Origin of the sequence: Nocardia sp. NPDC057353, from assembly GCF_042667085.1 — a bacterium.
Classification (GTDB): domain Bacteria; phylum Actinomycetota; class Actinomycetes; order Mycobacteriales; family Mycobacteriaceae; genus Nocardia.
Genome location: NZ_JBHVAK010000006.1, coordinates 1 through 14,277, shown reverse-complemented (window position 1 = coordinate 14,277; position 14,277 = coordinate 1). Strand labels below are relative to the sequence as shown.

Below are 14,277 nucleotides of genomic sequence, written 5' to 3'. Positions count from 1 at the left end.
CGGCGCGGAAGGGGGCGCGGACGATGTACGAGGCGATGGCGACGGTGGCGGGCACGGTGGTCACCCACCCGGTGAAGCGGGAGCTCGCGAACGGGGAGCCGGTGATCACGTTCCGGGTGGCGAGCAATTCCCGGCGGTTCGATCAGGGGTCGGGGGAATGGGTGGACAACGGAACGTTGTTCCTCACGGTGAGTTGCTGGCGGCGGCTGGTGCCCGGGGTGCACGCCTCGCTCCGGCGCGGCGACCCGGTGCTGGTGCACGGGCAGCTCCGCACCCACGAGTACCGGGCCAAGGACGGTGTCGAGCGGCGTGACCTGGAGATGCGCGCCGTCGCGATCGGCCCGGATCTGGCCAGGTGCACCGCGGAGATCACCCGGCGGGCGGAGCGGCCGCGGCCGGAGCAGCCGGCCGCCGACCCGGCGACCGAGCCGATGCCGGAGGCCGGGGTGGCGCCGCGGGAGCTGCCCGCGGCCGCGTACGGCCCGTTCCCGGCCGGGACACCGGGATCGGGTACGGTGAGCCGCCCGGGCCCCGCCCGAACCGTCGAGCCGGTCGACGCCTGAGCGCGGCGGCGGAGTGCAGGCCGGGCCGCTCCGGCACGGTATCCGATTCCTTCCACCGATAGGCTTTGCTCCATGGCTGAGTTCATCTACCAAATGAAGAAGGTTCGCAAGGCGCACGGCGACAAGGTCGTGCTCGACGACGTCACGTTGAACTTCCTTCCCGGCGCCAAGATCGGTGTCGTCGGTCCGAACGGCGCCGGTAAATCGAGCGTGCTGAAGATCATGGCCGGACTGGACCAGCCGAACAACGGCGACGCCTTCCTCGCGCCCGGCGCTACCGTCGGCATCCTGCAGCAGGAGCCGCCGCTGAACGAGGAGAAGACCGTCCGCGGCAATGTCGAGGAGGGGCTCGGCGAGATCAAGGTCAAGCTCGACCGCTTCAACGAGATCGCCGAGCTCATGGCCACCGACTACTCCGACGAGCTCATGGACGAGATGGGCAAGCTGCAGGAGGATCTGGACCACGCCGACGCGTGGGACGTCGACTCCCAGCTGGAGCAGGCGATGGACGCGCTGCGCTGCCCGCCGCCGGACGAGCCGGTCACCAACCTCTCCGGTGGCGAGCGCCGCCGGGTCGCGCTCTGCAAGCTGCTGCTGAGCAAGCCCGACCTGCTGCTGCTGGACGAGCCCACCAACCACCTGGACGCCGAGTCGGTGCTCTGGCTGGAGCAGCACCTGGCGCAGTACGCGGGCGCCGTGCTGGCCGTGACCCACGACCGGTACTTCCTCGACAATGTGGCCGGCTGGATCCTGGAGCTGGACCGCGGCCGCGCCTACCCCTACGAGGGCAACTACTCCACGTACCTGGAGAAGAAGGCCGAGCGGCTCGAGGTCCAGGGCAAGAAGGACCAGAAGCTGCAGAAGCGGCTCAAGGAGGAGCTCGCCTGGGTGCGCTCCGGCGCCAAGGCGCGGCAGGCCAAGAACAAGGCCCGCCTCGGCCGCTACGAGGAGATGGCCGCCGAGGCCGAGAAGATGCGGAAGTTGGACTTCGAGGAGATCCAGATCCCGGCCGGGCCGCGGCTCGGCAACGTGGTGGTCGAGGTGGACCACCTGGACAAGGGCTTCGGCGAGCGCCAGCTGATCAAGGATCTCTCGTTCACCCTGCCGCGCAACGGCATCGTCGGCGTCATCGGCCCGAACGGCGTCGGCAAGACCACGCTCTTCAAGACCATCGTCGGGCTGGAGCAGGCGGACAGCGGCACGGTCCGGGTCGGCGACACGGTCAAGCTGAGCTACGTCGACCAGAGCCGCGGCGGCATCGACCCGGCCAAGACGGTGTGGCAGGTGGTCTCCGAGGGGCTCGACTTCATCCAGGTCGGCCAGCAGGAGATGCCGTCCCGCGCCTACGTCTCGGCGTTCGGCTTCAAGGGCCCGGACCAGCAGAAGCCCGCCGGGGTGCTCTCCGGCGGTGAGCGCAACCGGCTGAACCTGGCGCTCACCCTCAAGGAGGGCGGCAACCTGATCCTGCTCGACGAGCCGACCAACGACCTCGACGTGGAAACTCTGAGTTCGCTGGAGAACGCGCTCGAGCAGTTCCCCGGCTGCGCCGTGGTGATCTCGCACGACCGCTGGTTCCTGGACCGCACCTGCACGCACATCCTGGCCTGGGAGGGCGACTCGGACAACGAGGCCAAGTGGTTCTGGTTCGAGGGCAACTTCGAGGCGTACGAGGCGAACAAGATCGAGCGCCTCGGCCCGGAAGCGGCCCGCCCGCACCGGCTCACGCACCGCAAGCTGACCCGCGACTAGTTTTTTCCGGCCGGAATTTCCGGGTGGGTTCGATCGCGACCGGTCGGACCCATCCGGCCGGTCCGCTCTCCTGCGCACCACGGCTCGTAACTTATTGCCCCACCAGTAGCTTCCGGACTGTCGCGCCGTATTCGCGCGGAGTCGATAGTGTGGGTTACGTGCAATTCCAGGTTCGGTCTGAACCTCCCTCGCTCCGCCGTGCACTCGCCCCTCGCCGCCGAGTGGTGGAATCCGCCGTCGCAGTGCACGTTCCCGGACCCGCTGGAATTTCCGGCGCGCATCAACGAGGTGGTTCTCCCCGCATCAGGGCCGATGCACGGTTGATCACCGAATCCGTACCGAGGGAGATGTCAGGAGCATGACGGTGTCGTCCGAAGTGTCCACAGAGCAGTGGTCCGAGAGTTTGCCGGAGCAGGTGCGCGGGTCGCTCGCCGACCTCGAGGAGGCGTACTTCCGGCACGTCGACGCGGGCGACGTTGACTACGTCATCCACGGCGGCACCGACATCTTCCGGCTGCACATCGAACTCGCCCGCGTGCGGCGGCGCGGCGAGGCCGTTGTGCGGGTCTTCCACCCCGAGGCTTCGGACTTCGGTCCCGCGGTGCAGATCGTCACCGACGACATGCCGCTGCTGGTCGAGTCGGTCACCGCGACGCTGAGCAGGCTCGGCGTCCGGATGGTCGAGCTGGTGCACCCGATCTTCGAGGTGCAGCGCGCGGACGACGTCCTGGTCGCGGTGACCGCGCACGAGGCGGGCAGCAGGGGTACCGGGCTGCCGGAGTCCTGGATGTTCGTCCAGCTGCCGCCGACGGTGAGCTCCGCGCTGCTGGAGAAGGTGCGCGGCTCGATCGTCGACGTGATCGACGACGTGCGCCAGGTGGTGGCGGGCACCGAGGAGATCCTGCGGAAGCAGGAGGCGGTCGCCGCCGCGCTGCGCACCGCCGCCGAGCGCGGCGACGCCCCGTTCCCGGCCGAGGAGCTGACCGACACCGCGAACCTGCTGCGCTGGCTCGGCGAGGGCAACTTCACCGTGCTCGGCTACGGCCGCTACCGCTACCACGAGGGCGAGGAGGTCCCGGAGCCGATCCGGGAGAGCTGCCTCGGCGTGCTCGCGCCGGACGTCGGCACCGATTTCGCGGTGCCCTTCGCCGGCGCGGACCGGCAGCTGCTCGTCCTCACCCAGGGGCTGGTGCGCGCCACCGTGCACCGGGCGGCGTACCCGTACTTCGTCGGCGTCGCCGACTTCGACGAATCCGGCGCGGTCGTCGGCGAGCACGTCTTCCTCGGCGTCTTCACCGTGACCGCGGTGCACGAGAACGTGCTCGACATCCCGGTCATCGAGCGCCGGGTGCGGACCGCCATCGCCCGCGGCGGCCACGAGCTCTCCTCGTACTCCGGCCAGGCCATGCTGGAGACCATCCAGTCGCTGCCGCGCACCGAGCTCTTCTCCGCCGACGCCGACAGCCTGGAGCACACCGCCTCGGCCGTGCTGCGGGTGCGCCAGCGCAGACAGGTGCGGCTGTTCCTGCGCTCGGACCAGCAGGGCCGCTTCGTGGCCTGCCTGGTCTACCTGCCGCGGGACCGCTACACCACCGAGGTGCGGCTGCGCATGCAGGCGATCCTCGGCCAGGAGCTCGGCAGCGACGACATCGAGTACTCGGTGCGGGTCAGCGAGAACGAGATCGCCAGCGTGTACTTCACCATCCAGGTGCCGCTGGGCCGCGCACTGCCCGACACCGGCGACGAGAACCGCAGGCGCATCCAGCGGCTGCTGGTGGAGACCAGCAGGTCCTGGCAGGACCGGCTGGAAGAGGAGCTCGCCGCCACCGCCGTCGTCACCGCCGAGGTGCTCGACCGCTACGCGGGCGCCTTCCCGGAGAGCTACAAGCAGGACTTCGACTCCGCCCGCGCCCTGGCCGACATCGTCCGGCTGGAGCGGCTCGGCGCCGACACCATCGACCAGTTCCTCTACCGCACCCAGGATTCCGCGCCGGGGTCGTGGCGGTTCAGCCTCTACATCGGCGGCTCCGGGGTCTCGCTCAGCCAGGTCATGCCGGTGCTGCAGAGCCTCGGCGTCGAGGTGGTGGACGAGCGGCCGTACCGGATCGCGCCGCGCACCGGGAGCGGCGCCGAGCGCGCCGAGTGGTGGATCTACGACTTCGGCGTGCAGGCCCGCCCCGAGCTGCTGCGCGACGCGCTGGACAAGGACCTCGACGCCGAGCTGCTGCGCTCGCCGAACGGCGCCACCGCGGTGCACGCCCCGCCGGAGGGGCTGCGCGACCGGTTCGTGCAGGCCTTCGAGGCGGTCTGGTTCGGCCGGGCCGAGGGGGACGGGCTGAACGAGCTGGTGCTGCGCGCCCGGCTGGCCTGGCGCGACGTCTCGGTGCTGCGCGGCTACGCGAAGTACCTGCAGCAGGCGGGCTTCCCGTACAGCCAGGCCAATATCGCGCGCGTGCTGCTGGTCTACCCGGGGGCCGCGCGGCTGCTCGTCGACCTCTTCGCGGCCAGGTTCGACCCGGACGGCAACTCCGCGGAGCGGGCCGCCGAGCTGGAGGGCGAGCTGCGCGGCCGGATCGACGAGGTGGTCAGCCTGGACGCGGACCGCATCCTGCGCGCCCTGCTCGGGCTAATCCGCGCCACCCTGCGCACCAACTACTACGTCACCGACGCCGACGGCGAGCCGCGCGACTTCCTCTCGATCAAGGTCGAGCCCGCGGAGATCGCCGAGCTGCCCAAGCCGCGGCCGAAGTACGAGATCTTCGTCTACTCGCCGCGGGTCGAGGGCGTGCACCTGCGCTTCGGCTCGGTGGCGCGCGGCGGGCTGCGCTGGTCGGACCGGCTGGAGGACTTCCGCACCGAGATCCTCGGGCTGGTCAAGGCACAGGCGGTGAAGAACGCGGTGATCGTCCCGGTCGGCGCCAAGGGCGGCTTCGTGGTGAAGCGGCCGCCCGCGGCCACCGACGACGCGGCCGCCGACCGGCAGGCGCTCGCCACCGAGGGCGTCCGCTGCTACCGCACCTTCATCGCCGGGCTGCTCGACCTCACCGACAATGTCGACCTCGCCACCGGCGGGGTGCGCCCGCCCGCGCGGGTGGTGCGCCGCGACGGCGACGACGCGTACCTGGTGGTCGCGGCGGACAAGGGCACCGCGCGCTTCTCCGACGAGGCCAACGACGTGGCCAAGCGGTACGGCTTCTGGCTCGGCGACGCCTTCGCCTCCGGCGGCTCGGCGGGCTACGACCACAAGGCCATGGGCATCACCGCGCGCGGCGCATGGGAGAGCGTCAAGCGGCACTTCAGCGAGCTCGGCATCGACACCCAGAGCCAGGACTTCACCGTGGTCGGCGTCGGCGACATGTCCGGCGACGTCTTCGGCAACGGCATGCTGCTCTCCGAGCACATCCGGCTGGTGGCCGCCTTCGACCACCGGCACATCTTCCTCGACCCGGACCCCGTCGCCGCCACCTCCTACGCGGAGCGGCAGCGGATGTTCGAGCTGCCCCGCTCCTCCTGGGCCGACTATGACACCTCGCTGATCAGCGCGGGCGGCGGCGTCTGGGAGCGCACCGTGAAGGCGGTGCCGATCAGCGACCAGGCCAGGCAGGCGCTCGGGCTGCCGGACGGCGTCACCTCGCTCGCCCCGCCGGAGCTGGTGCGCGCCATCCTGAAGGCACCGGTGCAGCTGCTCTGGAACGGCGGCATCGGCACCTACATCAAGGCGAGCAGCGAGTCGAACGCCGACGTCGGGGACAAGTCCAACGACCCGGTCCGGGTGAACGGCAACGAGTTGCGGGTCGACGTGATCGGCGAGGGCGGCAACCTCGGCGTGACCGCGCTCGGGCGGATCGAGTTCTGCCTGGACGGCGGGAAGATGAACACCGACGCGCTGGACAACTCGGCCGGTGTCGACTGCTCCGACCACGAGGTGAACATCAAGGTCCTGCTGGACGGCGTGGTCACCAGCGGCGAGCTGGCCGCGGCCGATCGCAATCCGCTGCTCGCTTCGATGACCGACGAGGTCGCGGAGATGGTGCTGCGCGACAACGTCACGCAGAACATGCTGATGGGCGTCTCGCGCGCCGAGGCGGCGCACATGGTGAGCGTGCACCGCCGACTGCTGGACGATCTGGAGCAGCGGCGCGGGCTGGATCGGGAACTGGAAGCCCTGCCCACCGACCACGAACTGCAACACCGCTACGAGCACCACAGCGGCCTGACCTCGCCCGAGCTCGCCAACCTCATGGCGCACGTGAAGCTGGCGCTCAAGGCCGACCTGCTCGACTCCGACCTGCCGGACATCCAGCACTTCGCGAACCGGCTGCCGCAGTACTTCCCGACCCCGCTGCGCGAGCGCTTCGCCCCGGCCATCAAGCGGCACCGGCTGCGCCGCGAGATCATCACCACGATGGTGGTGAACGAGGTGGTCGACTACGGCGGCATCACCTACGCCTACCGGCTGCGCGAGGAGATCGGCGCGGGCACCACCGACGCGGTGCGCGCCTTCGCCGCGGCGGCGCAGATCTTCGACCTGCCCGCGCTCTGGCAGCGGATCCGGGACTGCGACGCCCCCGCCGCGGTCCGCGACCAGCTGGAACTCGAGACGAAGCGCACACTCGACCGCGCGTCGCGCTGGTTGCTGATCAATCGCCCGCAGCCCATCGCGGTCGGCGCGGAGATCAACCGGTACGCCGCGGGGGTGGCGGAGCTGCGCGAGGCCGCGCCGAACTGGCTGCGCGGCCCGCACGTCGCCAGCCTGACCGAGCAGGCCTCCGACCTGATCGCCCGCGGCGTCCCGGTCGAGCTCGCCACCGAGGTGTTCGGCCTGCTCAACCTGTATCCGCTGCTCGACATCCTGGACATCGCGGACATCGTCAACCGGGACGGCGACGAGGTCGGCGCGCTGTACTACGCGCTGAACGAGCACCTGAAGATCGACTGGCTGCTCGCCGCGGTGAGCAGCCTGGAGCGCGGCGATCGCTGGCACGCGCTGGCCCGGCTCGCGCTGCGCGACGATATGTACGGTTCGCTCCGTTCGCTCACCATGGACGTGCTCAGCGGGTCGGAGCCGGACGAGGAGCCGATGCACAAGATTGCATACTGGGAGTCGAGGAATCAGTCCCGCCTCGGGCGCGCCCGGGCGGCACTGGCCGAACTGTTCGAGTCCGGCACCCACGACCTCGCCACCCTCTCGGTTGCGGCGCGGCAGGTCCGAAGCATGGTGAGCGGCGTGGGTGCGTAATCGGAGGTATCAAGGGTGACCAGCGTCGATGTGCGCGATCGTGGCCGTAGTGTCCCGGGGGCTGCGCAGCTCCCGCTCCGTTTCCACGCGAAGGTGGATATCCGCTGGTCCGACATGGACGTCTTCCAGCACGTGAACCACGCCAGGATGGTCACGCTGCTGGAGGAGGCGCGGATTCCGTGGCTCTTCGAGGACGGGCGGCCGACCGCGGCCATGCGGGAGGGCTGCGTCCTGGTCGACCTGCACGTTCGGTACCGCGGGCAGCTGCGGCACGAGGACACGCCGCTCGATATCGCCATGCACATCACCCAGCTGCGGGCGGTCGACTTCACCATCGGGTACGAGGTCAGGGCGGCGGGCGCCGCGCCGGGCTCGCCCCCGGCGGTGACGGCGTCGACGCAGATCGCCGCGTTCGACATCAGGACGCAGCGGCTGCGCAGGCTGACCGAGGCGGAGCGCGGCTACCTCGCGGAATGGATGGGGTGACCCGCTGACCGGCGACCAGCGGGTCCTGCACGTCGCCGACCCGGCGGAGCGGGAGAACCTCGCGACCTTCGCGAATCGGGCGGTCCGGCTGGATCCGGCGGCGGTGATCCGGCTGCGCAGGCGCGGGCCGGAGCTGGTCTCGGCCTGGGCCGCGACCGGCTTCGAGACGCTCGCGGTACGGACGGTTTCCGCCGATCTCGCGCTGGACGACGTGACCGTCTCCGCCGATCTGCTGCTCAACGGGCTCGGCACCGGGCTCCCCATCGACCTCGGGTACTCGCTCGACTCCGCCTGGCGCGGCGCGCTGCCGCCCGGCGACGGGTGGGCGCACGTGGACGACGTGCCCGCGCGGACGCTAGTCGAGTTGGCCGAGCGCGGGGTGGCGGTGGCCAGGGAGCACGGGAGCGGGCACGGGCCGCCCGCCTCGCTGCTCGACCAGCCGGTGCTCACCGTCTCCGGTGCGGGCCTGGAGGTCGCGGTGCCCATGCGGGTGGTGTTTGCGCTCACCGCCATGGACTTCATTCCGCACTCCGGGGAGAAGGCGGATCCGCGGCGCATCTCCTCCGGGGAGATCGTGCGGGTGCGCAGTGCGCGCACCTGGCTCCGGATCGACGCCCGCTACGGGTCGGTCGCCCGCAGGCACGGCGGCGGGATCCCCCTGCTCCCCAGCTGAGCCGGCTGCGTCCGCCCACGCCGCTCCGGCTGCGGCGCCCTGCCCGCTGCGGCCGCGACGAGCGAGATCCGCCCTGGTCAGGCGACGCCGAGCAGCCTGAGTCCGGCGGTGGTTCCGGCGGCGGCGAGGATCACCACGAGCAGCGGCGCCCGGCGCCAGGCGAGGACGCCCGCGACCGCGACTCCGGCGGGCAGCGCGAGCCCGATGCGCTCGCCGAGCGGGAACGTCTGCGTCGCCATCATGGCGGCGAGCAGCACCACCGCGGCGATCTCCAGCAGCTCGGTGACCCGCGCCGGGAAGCGGACCCGCTCGCGCAGCACCGGCCCCGCCGCGCGCAGCGCGTAGGTGCCCGCCGCCAGTGCGGCCATCCCGGCGATCAACACGGCGCGGGTTCCCGCGAGCCGCGGGCGGGCCGGGCGACCAGCAGTCCGGCAAGGGCGACCAGGACGGGGAGCCCAGCGGGGAGGAACGGGGTGCAGGCGACGGCTGCCGCGGCGCCGGTGAGTGCGGCGCGTCGGGTCCGGGGCTGTGTCAGCGCGGGGAGGATGAGGGCGAGCAGGACGGCGGGGAAGACGGCGTCCAGCCCGAAGGCCGCGGTGTTCGGCACCAGGGTGCCGACGAGCGCGCCGAGCGCGGCGCCGACGGGCCAGGCCACCAGAACCCCGACTCCGCCGAGCCAGTAGGCGGCCCGCCGCCGGTCCGGCTCGGTCTCGGCGACCGCCAGCGCGACCGCCTCGTCGTTCATGACGTGCACGCCGAGCAGCCGCCGCGCCCCGCGCCCGACCACGTCCGGCACCGCGAGGCCGTAGGGCAGGTGCCTGGTGTTGACCAGCAGCCCGGCCAGCACGGCCGCGACGACACTGCCGCCCGCCCCGACGATCCCGACGAACAGGAACTCCGACCCGCCCGCCAGCACCAGCACCGAGAGCAGCATCGGCACCCACGCGGGCAGCCCGGCCGCGACCGCGGTGGCCCCGTAGGAGACGCCGATGACGCCGACCGCCAGGCACACCGCGACGATGCCGCGCAGCGTGCCGCGGTCCAGCACATCGGGGACGAGTGTTCGCCATATCGAACGCATGACTTTTATACTGAACGCCCGGCGGCCTGTTCGTCAACGTGCCCCGCCCCGTGGTTTCCTAGGGCGCATGGCAGGCCCCGACCCCGCACCCGCCCCGCCGCAGGCGGCGATCGCCGCCGCCCTGCGCCGCGAGCGCACCAGGGCCGGGCTCTCGCTGAGCGAGGTCGCGCACCGCGCCGGGATCGCCAAATCCACCCTCTCGCAGCTGGAATCGGGCGCGGGAAACCCCAGCCTGGAGACGCTGTGGGCGCTCTGCGTCGCCCTGGACATGCCGTTCTCCCGGCTGCTCGACCCGCCGCGCCCCGCGGTGCAGGTGATCCGGGCGGGGGAGGGCCCGATGGTCGCCTCCGCCGAGGCCGACTACCGGGCGACGCTGCTGGCCGCGGGCCCGGTGAACTCGCGCCGCGACCTGTTCCGGATCGCGAGCGAGCCAGGGCACGCCCGGGACTCCGCCCCGCACCTCCCCGGCGTGGTCGAGCACATCCTGCTCGCCGCGGGCCGCGCGCTGGCCGGGCCGACCGGGGAGCCGGTGGAGCTGGCCCCCGGCGACTACATCTCCTACCCGGGCGACCGCCCGCACGTCTTCGAGGCGCTGGAGCCGGGGACCTGGGCGCTGCTCGTGGTCGAGTACACCTGACTCAGGCGGCGCCCTCGCCCAGGTACTGCAGCCACTGCGGGTCCAGCTCGGCGGTGGTGGAGAGCAGCCGCCAGTGCGGCCCCTTGGGCGAGACCAGCGGGGCGCGCAGCACCCAGCCCAGCTCGCTGAGCATCTTGTCGGCCTTGCGGTGGTTGCACGGCGCGCAGCTGGCCACGCAGTTCTCCCACGAGTGCTCGCCGCCGCGGCTGCGCGGGATCACGTGGTCGATGGTCTCGGCCTTGCCGCCGCAGTAGCCGCAGCGGTAGCGGTCGCGGTGCATGAGCGCGGCCCTGGTCATCGGGACCCTGGCGCGGTAGGGGACGCGGACGTAGGTGCGCAGCCGGATGACCGAGGGGACGGCGACCGCGGACTCGGCGGAGTGCACCACCGTGCTCTCCGCGGCCTGGTGCACCGGGTCGGCCTTCCCGCAGATCAGCAGGACGACGGCGCGCCGGGCGGAGAGCGCGGTGAGCGGTTCGTAGGTGGCGTTCAGCAGCAGCACCCGGCGCTTCAACCAACTGGGAGCCTCGGGCGGCGGGGCCGATCGCAGGACCGGGACGTGGCCGGTGGGGTGATGCGAACCCGGATATCGTTCGGACAGGATGTGCAGCGGAGTGGCCCCCGACCCACGAGCGTGGACGTCGGCGGGCTGGAGTTGTCGGTGCCCACGCGCCTCTGCGGACCGGGCGCCGTGCCGCTGCTTCATCGGGAGACCTCGATTTCATGATTGGCAGGATCATGTGTTATCTCGGCTGAGACTGCTCCCCAGTTGACCACGGTTCCCCCTGGATTGCACGGTGATTTCGCGCAATCTCCGGTGAACGGCGGCTGAAGGGCGCGGGGCGGGGTACCCACCGTGGCGGTGCGGGGCCGTGGCGGCGCGGTGCGGCGGAACCCGGCAGAATGGAGCCGCGGAACCGCACCCGAACCAGCCCGAGAGGACCCATGACTTCCGGCGAGCAACCAGCGACGTCGTTCTACGCGGAGATCGGCGGCGCGGAGACGTTCCGGCGGATCCTGGCCGGCTTCTACCGCGAGGTGGCCGCCGACCCGGTGCTCCGGCCGATGTACCCGGAGGAGGACCTGGGTCCGGCCGAGCGCAGGCTGCTGATGTTCCTGGAGCAGTACTGGGGCGGCCCGCGCACCTACTCCGACGAGCGCGGCCACCCCCGGCTGCGGATGCGGCACATGCCGTACCGGATCGGCCCGATCGAGCGGGACGCCTGGCTGCGCTGCATGCGCACCGCGGTCGCCGAGATCGAGCCCGCGGTGCTGGACGACCGGCACCGCGCGCAGCTGCTCGACTACCTGGAGATGGCCGCGAACTCGCTGATGAACGCGGAGTGGTGAGCGCCGCTCCGGCGAGCGTGCTGTCCGATTCTTCGGCACTATGGCGGGTGTGACTGTCTCCCCCGCAGAATCGACCCCCTGGTGGAAGTCGGCCGTCTTCTACCAGGTGTACCCGCGCTCGTTCGCCGACTCGGACGGCGACGGGGTCGGTGACCTCGGCGGCATCCGGGAGCACCTCGACTACCTGGCCGAGCTCGGCATCGACGCGCTGTGGATCTGCCCGGTCATGCGCTCGCCGATGGCCGACGGGGGCTACGACGTCGCCGACCCGCGCGACATCGACCCGCTCTTCGGCGGCCTGCCCGCGATGGAGGCGCTGATCACCGCCGCGCACGAGCGCGGCATCCGGGTCACCATGGACCTGGTCCCGAACCACACCAGCAGCGAGCACGCCTGGTTCCTGGAGGCGCTGGCCGCGGGGCCGGGCAGCCTCGAGCGCGCCCGCTACATCTTCCGGGACGGCCGCGGCGCCGACGGCTCCGAGCCGCCGAACAACTGGCCGAGCATCTTCGGCGGCCCGGCCTGGACCAGGATCGTGGAGCCGGACGGCACCCCCGGCCAGTGGTACCTGCACATCTTCGCCGCCGAGCAGCCCGACCTGAACTGGGAGAACGCCGACGTCGTCGCCGATTTCGAGCAGACCCTGCGGTTCTGGCTGGACCGCGGTGTGGACGGCTTCCGGATCGACGTGGCGCACGGCATGGCCAAGCCGGACGGGCTGCCGGACATGGCGCGGGTGGACACCAAGATGCTCATCCACGACGACAACGACCCGCGCTTCAACAACCCGGGCGTGCACGACATCCACCGGCGCATCCGCAAGGTGATCGACGAGTACCCGGGCGCGGTCAGCATCGGTGAGGTCTGGGTGGACGACAATGTCCGCTTCGGCGAGTACGTGCGCCCGGACGAGCTGCACCTGGCCTTCAACTTCCGGCTGGCCGAGACTTCCTTCGAGGCCGCCGACATCCGGGACGCGGTGGAGAACTCGCTGGCCGCGGTGGCCCCGGTCGGCGCGACCCCCACCTGGACGCTCTCCAACCACGACATCGAGCGCGAGGTCACCCGGTACGGCGGCGGCGCGGCGGGCGTCGCGCGGGCGCGGGCGATGGCGCTGCTCGAGCTGGCGCTGCCCGGCGTGGTCTTCGTCTACAACGGAGCCGAGCTGGGGCTGCCGAACGTGGACGACCTGCCGGACGAGGTGCTGCAGGACCCGGTCTGGGAGCGCACCGGGCACGCCGAGCGCGGCCGCGACGGCTGCCGGGTGCCGCTGCCGTGGTCGGGGGCGGCGCCGCCGTTCGGGTTCACCGCGGGGGCGGAGAGCTGGCTGCCGATTCCGGCGGCCTGGGCCGACCGCACCGTGGAGGCGCAGCGCGGGCAGCCCGGCTCCACGCTGGAGTTCTACCGGGCGGCGCTCGCGCTGCGCGGGTCGCGGCCGGAGTTCGTCCCCGACGGGCTGGAGTGGCTGGACGGGCCGCGCGACACCGTCGCGGTGCGCAGGCCGGGCGGGCTGACCTGCGTGCTGAACGCCTCGAGCGCGCCGATCGCGCTGCCCGCGGGGGAGGTGCTGCTGGCCAGCGGGGCGCTCGCGGACGGCGCGCTGCCGCCGGACACCGCCGCCTGGCTGGTCTGACGGTGGGTCGGGGGAGGAACTACTACACAGGATCGGATATCTTGTAACTCGTGAGCATTCTGGAGACTGTGCTGATTTTCGGCGGTATTCCGCTGGTGATCTACGGTGCGATCGCCGGCCTGTCGTACCTCGGCAAGCCGCTGCCCGGGGAGAAGCCCGCGCACTACGAACTCGGCCAGCCGTGGACGCAGGACCCGGTGCTGTGGAGTGCCACCGACGAGGTGATCGGGCACGGGCACCACGGTGGGCACGGCGCCACCGCGGAACTGATCGGAGGCCGGGCAAGTGGCAAGTTCTAAGTGGCCCGCGGTGGTCGAGACCGACCTGCCGCACGGGTACGCGCTGACCAGCAGCGGCCGGGTCTCCGGGGTGCACGACCCGGCCACCGAGTTCAGGAAGCCGCCGTTCACCGATGCCGAGCGGGTGGCGCTGGACAATGCGCTCACCGAGGCGACCAGGGCCACCGCGGTGCGGTTCACCGTCTACATCGGTGATCTCGGCGGCGATCCGGCGGCGGGCGCGGACGCGCTCCTCCCGACCGTCCCCGATGCCGAGCGGGCGGTGCTCATCGCCGTCTCGCCGAACGACCGCGCGATCGAGGTGCGCTCCGGGCGCGAGATCGAGGACCGGGCCAACGACCGGGTCTGCCAGCTCGGGGTCACCGCCGCCTCCAGCTCGTTCCGCCAGGGGCAGCTGATCGACGGGCTCGTCTCCGCCGTCCGCGTCATGGCGGCCGCCATCGGCCGCTGACCCGGCCGAGTCTCTCGGCGCTACCGCGCCGAAAGGTCCCGCGCTGACCGGCGTGCGGCTGGGGCCGCTGCGTAGCAGCATTCTTCCGCGTCCGGCGCGGTCCGTGAGGACCGCGC

Annotated in this window: 13 protein-coding genes; 10 read left to right on the top strand and 3 right to left on the bottom strand. The window is 71.8% G+C overall.

What is annotated here, in order from left to right; translation table 11 throughout:
- Positions 1-23 precede the first annotated feature (23 nt).
- The 5 genes from ACFUUZ_RS04375 to ACFUUZ_RS04355 all read left to right on the top strand — a co-directional run bounded on the left by ACFUUZ_RS04375 (position 24) and on the right by ACFUUZ_RS04355 (position 8,710).
- Complete coding sequence (locus ACFUUZ_RS04375; protein WP_378692433.1) at positions 24-563, top strand: single-stranded DNA-binding protein; 540 nt, start codon at positions 24-26, stop codon at positions 561-563.
- Positions 564-635: 72 nt separating this feature from the next.
- Positions 636-2,312 (top strand): energy-dependent translational throttle protein EttA, encoded by a 1,677-nt coding sequence (gene ettA / locus ACFUUZ_RS04370; protein ID WP_378692431.1) that lies wholly within the window; start codon positions 636-638, stop codon positions 2,310-2,312.
- Positions 2,313-2,670: 358 nt separating this feature from the next.
- Positions 2,671-7,551, top strand: a complete 4,881-nt coding sequence (locus ACFUUZ_RS04365) for an NAD-glutamate dehydrogenase (RefSeq protein WP_378692430.1) — start codon at positions 2,671-2,673, stop codon at positions 7,549-7,551.
- Between the two features lie 30 nt (positions 7,552-7,581).
- On the top strand, positions 7,582-8,037 hold the full coding sequence (locus ACFUUZ_RS04360; protein ID WP_378692619.1) for an acyl-CoA thioesterase: 456 nt from the start codon (positions 7,582-7,584) through the stop codon (positions 8,035-8,037).
- Between the two features lie 4 nt (positions 8,038-8,041).
- Positions 8,042-8,710 carry a hypothetical protein gene (locus ACFUUZ_RS04355; RefSeq protein ID WP_378692617.1) on the top strand — a complete coding sequence of 223 codons (669 nt, stop codon included), beginning with the start codon at positions 8,042-8,044 and terminating at the stop codon, positions 8,708-8,710.
- A 77-nt stretch (positions 8,711-8,787) separates the two neighbouring features.
- Here ACFUUZ_RS04355 and ACFUUZ_RS04350 read toward each other — a convergent pair whose 3' ends face one another.
- Entirely contained in the window at positions 8,788-9,078 is a 291-nt protein-coding gene (locus tag ACFUUZ_RS04350) for an AzlD domain-containing protein (RefSeq protein WP_378692429.1), read from the bottom strand.
- Between the two features lie 8 nt (positions 9,079-9,086).
- On the bottom strand, positions 9,087-9,791 hold the full coding sequence (locus ACFUUZ_RS04345; RefSeq protein ID WP_378692428.1) for an AzlC family ABC transporter permease: 705 nt from the start codon (positions 9,789-9,791) through the stop codon (positions 9,087-9,089).
- A 67-nt stretch (positions 9,792-9,858) separates the two neighbouring features.
- Here ACFUUZ_RS04345 and ACFUUZ_RS04340 point away from each other — a divergent pair, with 67 nt between their 5' ends.
- Entirely contained in the window at positions 9,859-10,428 is a 570-nt protein-coding gene (locus ACFUUZ_RS04340; protein WP_378692427.1) for a helix-turn-helix domain-containing protein, read from the top strand.
- Position 10,429: 1 nt separating this feature from the next.
- On the opposite strand, the gene ACFUUZ_RS04335 is transcribed toward ACFUUZ_RS04340, so the two are convergent.
- The gene (locus tag ACFUUZ_RS04335; RefSeq protein WP_378692425.1) at positions 10,430-11,134 is read right to left on the bottom strand and encodes an HNH endonuclease; all 705 of its coding nucleotides are present in this window, start codon (positions 11,132-11,134) and stop codon (positions 10,430-10,432) included.
- A gap of 239 nt (positions 11,135-11,373) precedes the next feature.
- On the opposite strand from ACFUUZ_RS04335, the gene ACFUUZ_RS04330 reads away from it, so the two are divergent.
- Genes ACFUUZ_RS04330 through ACFUUZ_RS04315 form a run of 4 tightly spaced genes read left to right on the top strand, consistent with a single transcriptional unit; the run spans position 11,374 to position 14,161 of the window.
- A complete protein-coding gene (locus ACFUUZ_RS04330) occupies positions 11,374-11,778 on the top strand; it encodes a globin (protein ID WP_378692424.1) in 405 nt (134 codons plus the stop codon).
- Between the two features lie 40 nt (positions 11,779-11,818).
- Positions 11,819-13,411, top strand: a complete 1,593-nt coding sequence (locus tag ACFUUZ_RS04325) for a glycoside hydrolase family 13 protein (RefSeq protein ID WP_378692422.1) — start codon at positions 11,819-11,821, stop codon at positions 13,409-13,411.
- A gap of 50 nt (positions 13,412-13,461) precedes the next feature.
- Entirely contained in the window at positions 13,462-13,710 is a 249-nt protein-coding gene (locus ACFUUZ_RS04320) for a hypothetical protein (RefSeq protein WP_378692420.1), read from the top strand.
- Entirely contained in the window at positions 13,697-14,161 is a 465-nt protein-coding gene (locus ACFUUZ_RS04315; RefSeq protein ID WP_378692418.1) for a DUF5130 domain-containing protein, read from the top strand. The genes ACFUUZ_RS04320 and ACFUUZ_RS04315 overlap by 14 nt, the downstream gene beginning before the upstream one ends.
- The last annotated feature ends 116 nt before the right edge of the window (positions 14,162-14,277 follow it).